Annotated in this window: 16 protein-coding genes; all 16 read right to left on the bottom strand. The window is 41.9% G+C overall.

The features are described 5' to 3' along the window. Positions 1-51: 51 nt before the first annotated feature. The 16 genes from PHG87_04705 to PHG87_04630 all read right to left on the bottom strand — a co-directional run bounded on the left by PHG87_04705 (position 52) and on the right by PHG87_04630 (position 15,915). The gene (locus PHG87_04705; GenBank protein MDD5477488.1) at positions 52-1,245 is read right to left on the bottom strand and encodes an MFS transporter; all 1,194 of its coding nucleotides are present in this window, start codon (positions 1,243-1,245) and stop codon (positions 52-54) included. A gap of 15 nt (positions 1,246-1,260) precedes the next feature. Then, the gene (locus tag PHG87_04700; protein MDD5477487.1) at positions 1,261-1,713 is read right to left on the bottom strand and encodes a GatB/YqeY domain-containing protein; all 453 of its coding nucleotides are present in this window, start codon (positions 1,711-1,713) and stop codon (positions 1,261-1,263) included. Between the two features lie 57 nt (positions 1,714-1,770). Then, positions 1,771-2,082, bottom strand: coding sequence for an MscL family protein (locus PHG87_04695; protein MDD5477486.1), 312 nt, complete (start codon positions 2,080-2,082; stop codon positions 1,771-1,773). Between the two features lie 103 nt (positions 2,083-2,185). Beyond that, on the bottom strand, positions 2,186-3,103 hold the full coding sequence (locus tag PHG87_04690) for a PfkB family carbohydrate kinase (protein ID MDD5477485.1): 918 nt from the start codon (positions 3,101-3,103) through the stop codon (positions 2,186-2,188). Positions 3,104-3,117: 14 nt separating this feature from the next. Next, on the bottom strand, positions 3,118-3,888 hold the full coding sequence (gene uppP, locus PHG87_04685; protein ID MDD5477484.1) for an undecaprenyl-diphosphatase UppP: 771 nt from the start codon (positions 3,886-3,888) through the stop codon (positions 3,118-3,120). A 15-nt stretch (positions 3,889-3,903) separates the two neighbouring features. Then, positions 3,904-4,527 carry an RluA family pseudouridine synthase gene (locus PHG87_04680; GenBank protein MDD5477483.1) on the bottom strand — a complete coding sequence of 208 codons (624 nt, stop codon included), beginning with the start codon at positions 4,525-4,527 and terminating at the stop codon, positions 3,904-3,906. Then, a complete protein-coding gene (nadA, locus tag PHG87_04675; protein MDD5477482.1) occupies positions 4,527-5,444 on the bottom strand; it encodes a quinolinate synthase NadA in 918 nt (305 codons plus the stop codon). The genes PHG87_04680 and nadA overlap by 1 nt, the downstream gene beginning before the upstream one ends. Further along, on the bottom strand, positions 5,428-6,513 hold the full coding sequence (gene mnmA, locus PHG87_04670; protein ID MDD5477481.1) for a tRNA 2-thiouridine(34) synthase MnmA: 1,086 nt from the start codon (positions 6,511-6,513) through the stop codon (positions 5,428-5,430). Before mnmA ends, nadA begins: the two co-directional genes overlap by 17 nt. Before the next feature lie 77 nt (positions 6,514-6,590). Next, complete coding sequence (locus PHG87_04665; GenBank protein MDD5477480.1) at positions 6,591-6,791, bottom strand: cold-shock protein; 201 nt, start codon at positions 6,789-6,791, stop codon at positions 6,591-6,593. Between the two features lie 164 nt (positions 6,792-6,955). After that, positions 6,956-8,005, bottom strand: a complete 1,050-nt coding sequence (gene pyk / locus PHG87_04660; protein ID MDD5477479.1) for a pyruvate kinase — start codon at positions 8,003-8,005, stop codon at positions 6,956-6,958. Between the two features lie 35 nt (positions 8,006-8,040). Continuing rightward, the gene (locus PHG87_04655) at positions 8,041-10,461 is read right to left on the bottom strand and encodes a plasma-membrane proton-efflux P-type ATPase (GenBank protein ID MDD5477478.1); all 2,421 of its coding nucleotides are present in this window, start codon (positions 10,459-10,461) and stop codon (positions 8,041-8,043) included. Positions 10,462-10,480: 19 nt separating this feature from the next. Then, positions 10,481-11,329: a prolipoprotein diacylglyceryl transferase gene (gene lgt, locus PHG87_04650; protein MDD5477477.1), complete on the bottom strand. Its 849-nt coding sequence runs from the start codon at positions 11,327-11,329 to the stop codon at positions 10,481-10,483. A gap of 96 nt (positions 11,330-11,425) precedes the next feature. Further along, the gene (locus tag PHG87_04645; protein MDD5477476.1) at positions 11,426-12,229 is read right to left on the bottom strand and encodes a tetratricopeptide repeat protein; all 804 of its coding nucleotides are present in this window, start codon (positions 12,227-12,229) and stop codon (positions 11,426-11,428) included. Then, complete coding sequence (locus PHG87_04640) at positions 12,226-14,052, bottom strand: BatD family protein (GenBank protein ID MDD5477475.1); 1,827 nt, start codon at positions 14,050-14,052, stop codon at positions 12,226-12,228. Before PHG87_04640 ends, PHG87_04645 begins: the two co-directional genes overlap by 4 nt. After that, entirely contained in the window at positions 14,052-14,915 is an 864-nt protein-coding gene (locus PHG87_04635; protein ID MDD5477474.1) for a hypothetical protein, read from the bottom strand. The genes PHG87_04640 and PHG87_04635 overlap by 1 nt, the downstream gene beginning before the upstream one ends. A gap of 1 nt (position 14,916) precedes the next feature. After that, complete coding sequence (locus PHG87_04630) at positions 14,917-15,915, bottom strand: VWA domain-containing protein (GenBank protein MDD5477473.1); 999 nt, start codon at positions 15,913-15,915, stop codon at positions 14,917-14,919. Positions 15,916-15,917 lie beyond the last annotated feature (2 nt).

Raw genomic sequence — 15,917 nt, 5'->3', positions numbered from 1 at the left:
AGGAACAAAGAAAAAATAGAAACGGTCCCTTTATTTTAAGGCGCAAAACTACTATAAATCTCTTAATCCTGAAAATACAAAGTTAATCAACGTAAATAATGCCAGACAAGTCAGGCCGCAGAAAAAAAGAGCCGCCGATACCCCCAATGTTTGCGCCAGGCCTCCGGAAATCAAATTTCCAAAAGGCATAATCCCGGCGAAAGTAATCATAAAAAGGCTCATTACCCTGCCGCGAAATTCATCCGGCACGTTAATTTGCAATAAAGTATTGATCAGGGCAATTGGAATAACGCTTGTGCATCCTATAAGGATCAAAGAGAAAACGGCCAAAGCGTAATTTTTAGATAATGAAAAAATGATCAGCGACAAGGAAAATAAGAACGCCGAGCCGATTAGCAGCCTTCCCTTATATTTAAAATCTCCCAACCGGGCCAGAATTAAAGCTCCAATCAAGGCCCCAAGTCCGGTGCTGGACATCAGTATACCCAAGCCCTTTACTCCGGCGGCCAGCACATGGTTGACAAAAACCGGCATCAGGATAACATAGGAAATACCAAAAAGGCTCATCGCCCCCACCATGCTCACTAAAGCTAAAATAAGCGGGTGGCGGCTGATAAAGATCAAACCTTCTTTAAGATCTTTTATCGCTGAATTATTATTCCGCGCTTTGCCTGTTCCCAATCTAATGTAAAAGAGGGCGATAATGACTGCCAGGAAGCTGACTCCGTTTAAATAAAAACACCCGCTCATCCCGATCACCGAAACCAATACACCGGCGATTGCCGGCCCGATAATCCGCGAAGAATTGAAAGCTACCGAGTTTAAGGCGATGGCGTTAAAAAGATGTTTTTTACCGACCAGCTCCACCACTATCGACTGCCGGGCCGGAGCGTCAAAAGCCATCACGATCCCGTTAAACAAAGCAATGAACATAATCTGTAAAGGGGTGATCAGTTTGAATTGGGTCAGGATTGCCAGTAAAAAAGCCAGGAACATAAAAGTTACTTGGGTAAAAATCAGTATATTTCTTTTATTTACCCTGTCAGCCAACACGCCTCCAAATAAAGAAAGCACAAATATAGGTATTGAACTTAAGAAACCAACCACCCCTAAAAGAAACGCGGAGTTGGTTAACTCAAACACCAGCCAGCTCTGAGCTACGGTTTGTATCCAGGTACCGATCAAAGACACAAACATGCCCAGCCAATAGATGCGAAAATATTTAACCTGTAACGAAGAAAACATATTTGAACTTTCTTTTTAGGAAGGAGGACTTAACCTTTGCCTTACCAAATCACTGACCAGTTTCCCGTCAGCCCCTCCGGCGATCTTTACAGACAGCTCCTTCATCAGCCGGCCCATATCTTTGGCGCCGCTTGCTCCGGTTGCCGCAACCGCTTCTTCAATCAAACGTTTAATTTCCTCAACCGGCATCTGGGCGGGTAAATAACCTTTGAGAATCTCTGATTCTTTTTTCTCTTTTTCCGCAGCTTCCGGCCTTGCGCCCTTGGTAAACTGTTCAATCGAATCCTGGCGCTGCTTTATTTGTTTCTTGATTACGGTAATAATTTCGGCGTCATCGAGCTTATCTTTTTTCTTGGCGGTTGCCAAATTAAGCATATCTGCCCGTAAAAAACTTAAAACCGAACTCTTCAGAGTGTCGCGGGCTTTCATTGCCTCCTTATAATCGTTGAAAATCTTTTCTGCCAACATAATTGTCCTCCTTGCCCACACGGGCACACCCGCGTAATTCCTTATAAACGCGGGGTGTTAATGTTTATGACCAGGTTCGATCTTTAATATATATTTAACCAAAAAGAAAACTACCACCGAGATAATAAAAAAATCGATCAGCCCGGCGATAATCAAGCCAATCTTGATATTTATCCTCCAGAGATGTAAAACCGCTTCCTGCCATTTGTTCCCGGGAAGTAATACTTCTAAGACCGGCATAACCAGGCCTTCGACGATAACCGTAATAACCTTGGCTACCGCCTGGCCCATAACAATACCGATAGCCACGCCGATCACTCCGTAGGACTTGATAAACCTCAAAAATTCTTCGCGGATCTCTTTCATCATTGTCTCCTTGGCCAGAAGGCCACACCCGCGTAATTCCTCATAAACGCGGCGTGTTGCCCACAAAGGCACACCCGCGCAACTCCTCTAAGCGCGGGGTGTAAAATTAAAATAAAAAACAGCTCTTAAATTTAACTAGACGTCTTTGTAGGTCTTGCGGGACCAGTTTGCTTGTCCGATACAGACCAAAATCTTCCACGTTAAAAGAAGCGGCCACAGTCCCGTAAGCCAATGCCTTCTTTATTGCTGAAGAGTTTATCTTACCACTCTTTGCCAGATAACCCATGAACCCTCCGGCAAAAGTATCCCCTGCTCCCGTAGGATCGATTACCTTCTCAACCGGATATGCCGGAAGAGAAAAAACCAACCCGTTTGCAGCATGCAAAGACCGGCTGTAAAATAAAACTCCATGCTCCCCTTTTTTAATCAGCACCATTTTAGGACCAAAAGAGGAGAGGCGTTTGGCTGCCTTAATTAAATTACTCTCTCCTGATAAATCCCTGGCCTCCTGGTCATTAGCCACGTAAATATCTATAAGCTTAAGCAGTTTGATCAGTTCTCTGCGCTTAGTATTAATCCAATAGTTCATGCTGTCTAAACCGACTAATTTCGGAGAATGCATCTTACGCAAAAGGTGCTCCTGAATATCCGGGTCAACGTTGGCTAAGAATATGTTTTCTATTTTACGCTGCTCTTCAGAAACCTGCGGTTTAAATACCGAAAGCACGCCCAACTCGGTGTTAATGGTAAGGGCTGAATTTAAATCCCCTTTATATTCGCCTTCCCACCTGAAGGTTTTACCGCCCTCCATGATCAAAGAACTAAGATTAATCCCCTTGCTTCTTAAAAAAGCGATGTGTTCCTTTGGAAAATCACTTCCCACAATGGCGATCAGGTTAACTTTGGTAAAAAGCCGGGCAGCCATGGAAAAATGTGCCGCTGATCCTCCGAGTAATTCTTTACGCCTGCCAAAAGGAGTTTTTACGCTGTCTAATGCCACTGTGCCCAACACTATAATACTCATATCAGTTCCTCCGTTTACTTCACTATTAACCAAAACACCAAAACAATAATTACGCGGTATACCCCGAAAGCAATAAAACTGTGGCGCTTGATAAAGCTGAGCAAAAACTTAATCGCAGCAAGAGCCACAAAAAATGAAACAATAAAACCTGTCCCCAAAGAAACAAACTGGCCCGATTTAAAGACCTGGGCGCTTTTAAAAAGATCCAAAGCCGTTGCCGCCAGCATAGTGGGAACCGCCAGGAGGAATGAAAACTCCACGATAGTTTTTCTTTTTAACCCCACCACCAAGCCCCCGATAATCGTAGCCGCGGCCCGGGAAACTCCCGGAATCATCGCTACCGATTGGAACAAACCAATAACCAATGCCTGCGGATAAGAAACAGCGGACAATTCCTCAACCGCGCCTTTTTTTTCGCGGTGCAGCAATTCAAAGACAATCAAAAATAACCCGCCGATAAACAAGGACCAAAGCACCACTTCATTATTGCCCAAAAGATATCTTTTGATCATTTTATAAAACAGGGCCCCAATCAGGGCCGCGGGCAAAAAAGCAACCAATAAGCGTTTCCAGATCTCCCAGCCCTTGATCAACCTGTCCCAATACAAAACAACCACTGCCAGTATTGCACCCAGTTGGATAGAGATTTCAAAACTTTTGATAAATTCCGATTGGCTGATCTGAAGAAGTTTTGCGGTTAGCATTAAGTGGCCGGTCGAAGAAACAGGCAGGAACTCCGTAATCCCCTCGACAATACCAAAGATCAAAACAGACACTATGTGCATCGGGTTCTCCTAAGATTAGTGATCTTCCAAAAACTTTTGCATATCTGCGGCCAGAGGCGCCTGGACCGCCACAGTTTTACCGGTCACAGGATGCTTGAACTCTAAATATTCGGCATGCAAGCAAACCCGCTTTGCCCGCAAAGCAAAATCCTTGCGAAAAATAAATTTATCTTCACCGACTAAGGGATGCTGGATACGCTTGAAGTGGATCCGGACCTGATTAGTCCTGCCGGTAACCGGAGAAACCTCAACTACGCTGTAATTATTTTTTTCCTGCATAACCTCGTAGTTTGTAACCGCGCTCTTTGCCTCGATAGCCGAAGCGATAGTGCCTTGCGGATGCGCCAATTTTCCATGCACAAAAGCGATATATTTTTTACTTACCTGCCTGCTCCTGAAAGCATCCGCCATTTTTGACTCAATGCCCTTGGTTTTAGCATAAATCAGCAGCCCCGAGGTTTCCCGATCAAGGCGGTGGCAGGGATAAAGCCGATACTTTAATCCTCGATCCTGGGCATCTTGGTTTAAAATGCTGGTCAAAGTACGCGATTCGTTTTTAGGTGTTGGGACACTCAATAGGCCGGCAGGCTTATTAACCACCAGTAGCCAATCATCTTCAAAGACGATCGGGATATTCATTAAATAATCTTTAACATACGTTCAATAGCCAGGTACGCTTTTGCCCTGATATTTTCCGGCACCTTAACCTCTTCTTTAAGATCCTCCAGAGCCCAGAGCACTTTTTCCAGCGTGGTCCGTTTCATGTTCGGGCACATCGCGCGTTCGCTGGCTAAATAAAACTCTTTATCCGGATTATCCTGCTTTAGGCGGTAAACTAACCCGGCCTCCGTACCGACGATAAACTCTTTGGCCGGATTTTCCTTGGCATATTTAGCCATCTGGCTGGTAGATAATACCGCGTCCGCCAGCGCAACTACGGAAGGCAGGCACTCCGGATGCACCATTCTCTTGGCCTTAGGGTGAAATTTTTTCTCTCTTTTTAAATCCTCCGGCAATATCTTAACATGCGTCGGGCAAAAACCGTGCCAGGTGATCAATTTTCTGCCGCTCTTTTTGGAAACATAATCGGCCAGGTATTTATCCGGGATAAAAATTATTTCTTTCTCATTCTTTAAAAAGTTGATTACCGCAACCGCGTTAGTCGAAGTGCAGCAATAATCCAGTTCCGCTTTCACCTGCGCCGAGGTATTCACGTAACCTACGGCGACTGCCCGGGGATGCTCGGCTTTTAGCTTCCTTAGGTCAGCGGCAGTCATCATATTGGCCATGGGGCATCCGGCGGATACATCCGGCATAATTACTAATTTATCCGGAGAAAGAATCGAAGCGGTTTCGGCCATAAAATAAACTCCGCAGAAAACAATTACTTTTGCTTCGGTTTTGGCGGCCATCCGCGAAAGCTCAAGGGAATCCCCGCGGAAATCCGCGATATCCTGGACTTCCGGCAACTGGTAGTTATGCGCCAGGATTATGGCATTGCGTTTTTTCTTTAACTCTTTAATCTTGGCAACTAATTCTTTATCTTCCTTGATCATTCTCATCAATAACCTTTTGGATTATTCCTCCGCCTAAAACTATATCTTTATCGTAAAAGACCGCGGATTGGCCGGGTGTTATCGCAAACTGCGGCTCTTTAAAAATTACCTTCAATGCTTTTGCATCCGGATAAACAACTGCCGGCATTTCTTTATGATTATAGCGTATCCTTACCTTTATCTCAACCTTCTTTTTAAAAGGCTCACCCAGAAAATTCACTTCTTTTATAATGCATCCGCTTTTATAAGCCTCCTGCCGTTTTCCTACGGTAATCCGGTTGGCTCTGGCATTAATCCGCGTTACATACAACGGGTATCCCTTGGCAACTCCCAATCCATGGCGCTGGCCGATAGTATAAAATGGTATTCCTTGATGCACCCCAAGGATATTGCCTTCTTTATCCGCCAATTCACCCGGCTGAACGCGGTTTAAACCTTTGGCCTTGATCAAATCCCCGTGTTTGCCGTCCGGCAGAAAACAAATCTCCTGGCTATCCTGTTTTTCCGCTACCTTTAGTCCAAAATCCCTGGCCAGCTCCCTGACTTTAGATTTGGTAAAATTACCCAACGGGAAAATTATGTGTTTTAGTTGTTTCTGGTTTAAGCGGTATAAAAAATAGGATTGATCTTTTCTAATGTCCCTGGCCTTTTTAAGCAGATATCCCTGTTTTGACTTTACGATCCCGGCATAATGTCCGGTGGCTAAAAATTTGGCCCCCAGGCCAAGCGCCTTTTTAAGTAAAATACCGAATTTTATAAACTGATTGCATCTAACGCAGGGATTGGGGGTCCTGCCGTTTAAATATTCCTGGTGAAAATTCTGGATTACATCCCGGGAAAAATCTTTATCCAAATTGATAACATAATGCCGGATTCCCAGCTTTTGACAAACCCGCCGGGCATCCTCAATTCCGGTTAAACCGCAGCAACTGGGCTTCTTGCCGTCCTTTTCCGCCAGGTTAAAACACATCGTCAGGCCGACTACCTCATACCCTTGCTCTTTTAATAAAGCCGCGGCTACCGAAGAATCCACGCCGCCGCTCATGGCTACCGCTGCAAATTTTTTCATCTCTTTTATTCTACCACGATTTTAAACAAAAAAGGCCCAGCATTTTGTGCCGGGCCTTTTTTGTTTTCCTGATTAGGTTATAACTTCACTACTTTAGTAGCTTGTTCACCTTTAGGACCTTTTTCGATCTCGAATTCGACATCCTGGCCCTCCTCTAAGGTTTTATAGCCTTCACCCTGGATCGCGGTGTGATGCACGAATACATCAGCGCCATTCTCAGGAGTAATAAAACCATATCCCTTTTGATTGGAAAACCACTTTACTTTACCCTTTGCCATTTTCTCTGTTTCCTCCTTTCCATAAAAAAACCGTAAGGTGTGTCATTCTTTCTCCTTACGGTTCAAGACTTCTACTCCCTTGCTCACTACGCCAAAAAGTATACACTATTTTTGCGGTTTGTCAACTAAAATTTAACAACGGCCACTCTTCGAGGAATAAAATATTATCTCTTGCCCGGTCTCGTAAGACGGAGATCGCCAGGGGTGTTCTTCTCCGTAAACTTAATTATTTTATTCATCATATCAACGCATTCCGCAGGATATAAACCAACCGCAGTCTCCGCGGAAAGCATCAGGTAATCCGAACCGTCCAATATGGCGTTAGCCACGTCTGAAACCTCCGCCCTTTCAGGGATACGGTTTTCAGTCATGCTCTCCAGCATCTGGGTAGCGGTAATGACAAATTCTTTTGCCCGGTTACATTTTTTGATTATTTCTTTTTGCACTATCGGCACCTCATATATAGGAATGGAGACGCCCAGATCGCCTCTGGCGACCATAATTCCATCGCAGACTTTGATTATTTCAGCAATATTTTTAATACCTTCCCGGTTCTCAATTTTTGCAATGATCTTGCATTTATACGCACAATCCTTAAGATATTCCCTAATAACGAGGATATCGTCCTTACTCCTTACAAAAGACTGGGCTAGATAATCAACTTTATTTTCTAAACAAAAACGGATATCCTCCTTGTCTTTGGCTGTCAATCCTTTAAAGCTCATTTTTACTCCGGGCATATTTATGCCTTTGCGCTCTTTAATCAACCCGGGAATAACCACTTTAGCCTTTAATCTATTTATCCGGCCCCCTAAAACTATAAGGGCGATATTACCATCATCAATATAAATGTATTGGCCTTTGCAGATCTTGCTTAAAGGGCCTTTGTAATCAAATGGTATCAGGCTGCCTTTTCCTAAAGTATTTTCTTGTGTCAACCAAACGACCTGCCCTTTATTTACCTTGATCGCCTGACCTCCTTCTAATCTACCCACCCTTATGCGGTAACCCTCCAAATCCCCCAATATCTTGATATTTAGGCGATATTTTTTATTTAGTTTCCTTATCAGCCGTATCCGGGCTAAATGAACCTTTGAGGTAGAGTGAGAGAAATTTAACCTTGCCACTGCCATACCGGCGCCCATCATCTTGATCAAAACATTTTCTTTGCTTGAAGCCGGCCCTAAAGTGCAGATTATTTTAGTCTTTGGCATTTACGGCTCTTTCCTTCTGTTCCTTATATATGTAATTATAACCCAAATCTCCTAAATAAATAGTATTTAGGAAAATCAATACCCAGAGTGAATAACGCCGAGAATCCCAGAACAATAAGAATTTGTTTTACGGTAAGAGCTGGAATAAAAATACCGTAAATACCTAACAGAAAGAATATTATTATGGTCGATAGGCTGAAGATGAGCAACGCTTTACCGGGAACAGATGCCCAAAAGTGCCTCCTTTCCCTAACAATCAATACTCGAAATTGGCTATTAAATATAAGGTTCAGCATTACCAAAGTACGCAGCTTCTCCCATTCCAAATGAAAATATCTCAGCCCTACCAGAATTATAATTAAGCCTTCCACCACTAAGAGTATACCCGGAATGATGGATAACACAGTAATATTTTTTACATTCCACTTGTTAGGATTATCTGTGGACTTTACATTGTCGGTTGCCAGAGACATGGTTACAAAATCATTGGCAAATACAAGTAGCGACATTCCCAAAAGTGAAAGCACAATATTATGCAGCCAAAAGAAACCTACGGTTAATAACCCTACAAATTCTATAACCTTAGTAACTTTATTTATAACCCATGTCAGCATCCGTTGGTATATCTCTCTACTTATCTCTATCGCATTAATTATTACGCTTATTCCCGGTTCAGTTAAGACTACGCTTGCTGATGCTTTGGCCACATCAGTTGATCTTCTTACCGCTATTCCCATCTCCGCCTGCTTTAGCGCCGGCGCATCATTCACCCCGTCTCCGGTCATCCCTACCATATGATTTCTTGATTGCAGCAATTTTACTATTTTATACTTATCCTCAGGATATATCTCGGCAAACCCATCGCTTTCTTCAATAGACCTTATCTGCGTATCTTCACTTAAGCCCGCAATATCAGAAAACCTGATAATTTTACTGCCAATGCCAACCTGCCGGGCTATCTCTTGAGCTATGGCAATATTATCTCCGGTCAGCATAATGGGCTTTATCCCCAGCTTTTTTGCTTCCTCGATCATGCTCTTTGAATCCGGCCGAAGAGGATCAGCTAATGCCAGCAGCCCTGCAAGTTGAAAGTTTTCTAGATCATCCCCGCGCGACTGCGCAACTGCAATCGTCCTGTATCCTTTTTGAGAAAACTCCTTTATTGTTTTATTAGCCCCAGCTATCGTTTCTTGACCAATTCCGCGGCACAAAGCTAGGACAGCCTGAGAGGCACCCTTAATGGCCTTAAAACGCGCTCCATTATTTTCGATAATCGCTTCTGTTCTCTTGAGCGACGGATTAAAAGGCGCGTACGAAATCTGTTTAAACGCATTTAAATCTACCCGCGCGTCTTTAGCATATTCAATAACCGCAAGGTCGATTACGTCCATCCCCTCTGCTCGGGATGCCAAAGCAGCTAATCTGATAACATTCTCTTTTTGATATCCTGAAAACACTATGCTATCTATAACTGATAATCTGTTCTGCGTTACCGTGCCTGTCTTATCAAAACAAAGCACATCTATAGAAGCGGCATCTTCAATCGAATCAAGCCTGGTTACCAACACCCCCTTCTTACTAAGTTCCATCGCACCTACCGATTGAACAATTGTCATTACTGCTGGAAGCGCCACAGGGACTGCCCCCATAAGAAAAATCACAACAAAGGTTAGTATCAAAAAGACGCTTAAGTGAAGGAATAAGGCGTATATTGCAACAAGGATTGACGCGGCAATGCCCAGGTACATCATGTATTTAACTACGGCCATCATAACTTCCTCTTGATGCGACTTGGGTTTTGCTATTTTGACTAGTTCGGCTGTTTTACCAAAGTAGGTATTTGCCCCGGTATTTACCACGGCGCACCTGGCTTGCCCCCGCTTCACTACAGATCCTGAATAAATAACGTCTAACGGATGTGCATCTTTAGGGAAGGATTCTCCGGTTAAGGCTGATTCATCAACCGATAAATCGCCGCTTACAATCTTGGCATCAGCAGGCACTATATCTCCAAGCTTAACTACAAGGATATCTCCGGGCACAATCTCTTCTGCCGCTTGCATTACCCATTCTCCATCTCGTAATACTTTTGCTTTAATGGCCAGCTTTTGTTTAAGGAGTTGGATTGCCTTCTGCGAACCGCGTGCGTGCATATGACCGATGATGACGTTCAATGTAAGCAGCACAAAAATAATTATTCCTTCCAGATAATGCCGCAATACTAACGAAAGCGCTATCGCCAGTTCCAACAGCCATGGCATGGGGCCCCAGTAACGCGAAACAAACTCCAAGAAAGGATTCGGTTTCTTTTCTGCTATTTCGTTAGCTCCAAATATGGCAAGGCGATTCCCGGCTTGCGAAGCGGAGAGGCCGTCTGAGGTTGTTTCTAGAAATTTAAAGACCTCTTCTAAAGAAATTGTTTTATAATCGGAGGTACTTTTAATTTTTAAATCCATAATTAAGGCACCCCATAGACTAATACACTGCTTTTTTATTTTTTGATATTCTTATTAAAAAAATAATTACTCCCGATATAATCATCGTAAAACAAAGGATTTGCCCCATGGTAAATATACCCAAAACAAATCCTAATTGAACATCCGGTTGACGAAAAAACTCTAAAAATAACCTTATCGTCCCATAGCCGATAAGATACAAAGAGAAAAGCGCTCCCGAAGGCCGGATCCTCTTACGCAGGCTCCACAGGATAATAAAAAGAAATATCCCTTCAAACAACGCTTCATAAAGCTGAGAGGGATGCCGTAACCGATGCATTGAGTCTAAAGGGAAATACATACCCCACGGCACTGTAGTAATGCGGCCGTAAAGTTCGCCATTAATAAAATTCCCTAACCTGCCAAAGGTATATCCCAAAGGAACAGCAGGAGCTAATAAATCCGAAAGTAACCAGAAATTAAGTTTATAGTTGCGACAAAAAATTACTGATGCGATAACTATTGCTATGAGCGCGCCATGATAACTCATCCCATAAAGGCCGGTATATTGAAAACCGTTATTAATATCAAACGGTAAAAATATCTCTAAAGGATGTTTAAGGTAATAAAATAAATTATAAAACAGAACATAACCTAATCTACCACCGATTAAAACTGCTAAAATTAACCAAGTAAAATAATTGACTATAACTTCTTTCTTGAATCCTATATTTTCCGTTTTGAGCCTATAGAGAACCAGCAAATATACGGTGAGAAAAGCCAACAGATACATCAACCCGTAATAATGCACCTGGATAATGCCTACCTTTAGGAAAATAGGGTTAATATGCTCGGGGATATGACCCCACCAACTAACTAATTCTTTCATTTAAGAGATAAAGATATTTACGCGCGTAATCTATGATAACAGTAACTAACGTAATTAGTACGATTTTTGGATTATTTATCTTTTACCGCGATGCCTTTATCTATAACCAGGCCTTCCAAAAAGTGATTCCAAATTCGTTTTATCTACCCAGCCTATCTTCCCATCGGGCCGTTTTATCTTATACCAGCTATCAGCTCTCTCTAATATCTCAACTTTGCTGCCTTCGGTCAGCTTAAAATACGTTGTTGCACCTGTAATCGGCTCAAATTTAACATCAGCTTCTTTGCTTATAACAATAGCACCCTTATTGAGGTATATTATTTTTCTGCTCAGCGAGACAGCCGACAAAATAAATAGTGGTATCAAAACCAACGGTAATATTTTAATGCTCCTTTTCGCACCATCAAAAAATAAATTACGGATAAGAGCTAAAATCGTAATTAGATAGACAACTGACAAAAGAATGGTTAAAAAATTAACCGTTACCTCTTCAAAGAACCTGTTGGCAAATCTCTCAAACCAGTTTCCGAAAGACTGCGGACCTGAATTTAAAAAAGAAAGAGTATATTCGTGATTGGATTTTGAATCGCTATCATTGGGAATGAAAAATAATGCTCTCTCATAGTTAAGGACCGCTTTACCCAATTCCCCTTTTTTAAAATAGCTATTCCCTAAATTGTAATAAAGGTTCCCGCTTTCTAGGCCTAAGCTAGCGACTTTTTCGTAGCTATCAATTGCCGTATCATATTTACCTTCTTTATAAGCAGAGTTGCCCTGATAAAAGAATTGATTTGCCGTTGTAAGCCCTGCTCCTTGCGCAAAGGAGCTACACGGATTAAAAATCGCTACGAAAAACAGTAAACCAAATCCAACTAATTTTGCTAAAATTCGTTTGTTCATACTTTATCTCTCTGTAAATAGTCAATTGCTTCTTCTAATTTCTTTAAAGAATTTTGCATATTTTCTTTAGTCAATTGCGAAGCCGCATATCGAACCATATCGCACTCGAGAAATATATCTTTTAGCTTAGCTAAGATTTCTTCGGATATACCTCTATTCTTTAGCTGTTCATCTATAACGCTTATAGTTATGCCTTTTGAGGGCAAATGAAACTTATCACCTAAATATTCTTGCAGGGTCTCAAAAAGAGTATCATAAAATTCTTGAACACTCCCTTTCTCGAGATAGCTATTTGCCCGGCGAATGCCTACCCTTGCCTTCCGGGGTGCCAAAAACTGCCTGGCGTATTTTATGTCTGTTTTAAGCTTCCTATTCCGTGCATGAACCACTACGATAAACAAATAAACCAATAAAGGGATAACCTGAAATCCCAAAAATATCTTATTCTTATAAAGATAATCTCCTTTTTTCCTTAATTCTCCGGGATTATCTTTAATATAAATAATATCTTTTCCTAATTTCTCTTCTTTAAGAGAAGGAACAGCGGGTTGCTTACTCTCTACTACCTTAAGTCCTTCTTCTTTTTCAGGCCTAACGATTTTGACAGGAAACGGTCCTCTTGTAATTGTTTCATACTGGCCGGTCCGGGTGTTAAAGAAGCTAAAACTAATAGCCGGTATTTCTTTAATATTCGTGTTCAAGGGTATAAGTACCTGTTCAAAGGTCTTTGTCTCTTTCTCTTGCTTGACCTGCGGCTCATAAGCCTTGAAGTCGTTACCTAAACTAACAGTGGAAAGATTTACAGTATTAAAATTTCCTTGCCCGCGAACAGTTGCTTTTAAAGTAACCGGATCCCCTACTTTTACCTCTAAAGGATTTACTGTTGCTTCAAAATCAAAGAAGCCTAATGCCCCAGAAAAGCCTGCGGGCTTATTTTCTTCAGGTAAAGGTAAAATCGTTATGGGAATATCCGCTGATTTTAAGCTCAGAGGGTAAGTTTGGTATCCGCCAAAAAAGTTATCAAAGACATCCGAATTAAAAAAATCTTCGGAAGAAGCAGGCGCTTGTCGCCTGTTTTGTTTTTTAACGATAAGATTGCATTGTAGGTTAGCCGGCCCAAGGCGAAATTCTCCCGGTTCTAACCCAAAGATAGTGGTATTAAACTCAATAATATCATAGTTTATCCCGCCGAGGGTCTCCTGGTATTGCCTTGGCTGCCCGAACTCCCCTATGGAAAAACCATCATGACTAAATTGGGGATACTGGATATCCCTAACTCCTAACCTATTCACAAATAATTTAATAGTTACGGGAAGAACTTCATTTAAATAAACTTTATCCTTCCCCACCTGCATCCTTAAAAATATCCGCTCATTCAGATCTTTTGTTTCTAACTGTCCTTCTTGCGAAGGTTTATCTTCTGACAGCTTCGCTTCTTCTGCAACTTCAAGGTTAATTGAATTAGAGCTATATTTATCGCCATTATGTTCAAATTTAAAAGGACCGATTTTAAATGTTCCTTTCTTAACCGGCAACAGTGTGTAAACATGGGTAATAGAACTGGATGCCTGGCCATTAATAATAGACATTCTTGTGGAAGGGCCTAAATAGCGGGCCTGGAATCCCTCTATGGCTGGTAATTCCAAGGCAGGCATATTTTGTGTGCCATCAAAGGTAAGTTCAAGCTGCAGAGTTTGCCCTAAACCGACTTTATTTCTATCTACGGTTGCCTCAAAATTAATATCTTTGGCCAAAGCAACCGTATGCAGTAAGAAAGTTAAACCTATAATAATAAAGACGTTAACTCTTCTAATAGCATCCATTACCAATCCTTTAATACCTTCTCTTCAACGCCCTTCCTATCATCCTTAAGCATGCCGGAGGTATTTTCTTCCTGGCGATACCCTTCAAGAAGCATATTCGCTTCTTCCTTGGACATTTCTTTTGACTCTTCTGGTTGTGCTGCAGCTTGCTGCTCTTGCTTTTTTTGCTCCTCTTGTTTCTGCTTCTGGGGCTGTCGTTGCGCCTGCGAAGCTTGTTCTTGATGAAATTGTTCTTTTTTATCCGCGGCTTTCTTCTCTTCCTGCTTTACCTGCTTTTCTTCTTCCATTTGTTTACCTTCTCCCTGTTGCTGCCGCGCTTGTTCTTTATTCTGTTCCTGTTGTTTCTGGCTATTTTTATTTTCTTGCGGCTGCTGTTTTAATCTTTCCCTAAGTTCTTTAAGTTTCTTCTCAGCAATCGTATAATTAATTTTTGCATCTTCGTCTTTGGGAATTAATTCCAGTGTTCGCTTATAATTAGTAAGCGCCCCCTCCAATAACTGTACTGCCCCGGAAAGATCGGTATTCTCCTTCGATAACCCTAGCATATATCTAGAATTTCCTAAATTATAATTTGCCTTGGCTTCAAGGTTTTTATTTTCCGTGATTAATGCCTTCTCAAAAGAACTATTTGCCTTTTGATAATTATTAATTTTGTACCAAGCTGCGCCTGCATCAAAGTTAATAACAGTTGAATCCGGCTGGCCGGAAAGCGCCTGATCGTAAAGCTTCAGAGCATCTTTATATTTTTGGTCCTTATACAGCCTGTTCCCTTTTTCAACTATCCCTGCAGCACCTGATGCGAATAACTGTCCAAGAAATAAGCATACTATAATTATAGCGCTAAGAAATAATTTTTTCATCATTTCACTTTTTTCTATCACTCATTACTGTTTCTAATAAAATTAAGCAAAGACCGATTGCTAAGGGTATCTGGAATCTCTCATCGTAAAGCTTGTTCATCTTTCCTGCAAATTCGTGTTTTTCCATTTTTGACAATTTTTCTTTATAGAGCAGATTTAAACCAAATTCGGTGTTGCTAGAACGGATATACGTACCTGCGGTAGCTATGGCGATTTTCTGGAGGATCTCTTCATTTAAACGGGTTTTAACTGCGTTGCCCTCACTGTCTTTCAAAAATTCCTTACTACCATCCGCCTGCTCCACAAAAACCAATTCTCCTTCTTTAGTGCCTATGCCGATACAACAGATCATTATGCCTGCTTTTTTAGCTTCCTCAGCCAGCCTCAAAGGGTCCCCTTCATGATCCTCGCCGTCCGTAATAATGATTAATACCTTATATTTTCCTTCTCCGGCAGGATAACTGCGCATGGCTTCTTTTATCGCACTTGATATCGAAGTGCCCCCCTTGGAAATAGTATTAACATCTATATTTTCTAGAGATAACAAAAATCCGCCGTAATCAATAGTCAGCGGGCATTCTAGAAACGCGCTCCCGGCAAAGGCAATCAAACCAATCCTGTCCCCTTTAAGATTCTGCGTAAAATCACCGATTGCTAGTTTTGCACGTTCCAAACGGCTAGGCTTGATATCATTAGCCAGCATGCTTTTTGAAGCATCTAATGCGATGATTATATCCAGTCCTTTACGCTTTAGCTCCTGCCATTTGAACCCCCATTGCGGCCGCATCAAAGCAAAGGAACAGAAAAGCAAGCCTAGAACAAGTAGGATTGCTTTTAATTTTTGCCTTCCAGGACTAACCTGAGCGAGCAATTCCTGAAGCAAACTTTCTTGCGCAAATTTGTCCCAAACCTTCTTACGTTTTCTAAAAGCCCAGGTGTAAAACAAGATCAAACCAATGGCGATAAAAATAAAAAGTATAAAATAAGGCTGCGCAAACCGCATCT

Source organism: Candidatus Omnitrophota bacterium (assembly GCA_028716245.1).
Classification (GTDB): Bacteria; Omnitrophota; Gorgyraeia; order Gygaellales; family Profunditerraquicolaceae; genus UBA6249.
Note: the sequence above shows the minus strand (reverse complement) of the source record. Positions and strands in the feature narration are given on the sequence as shown.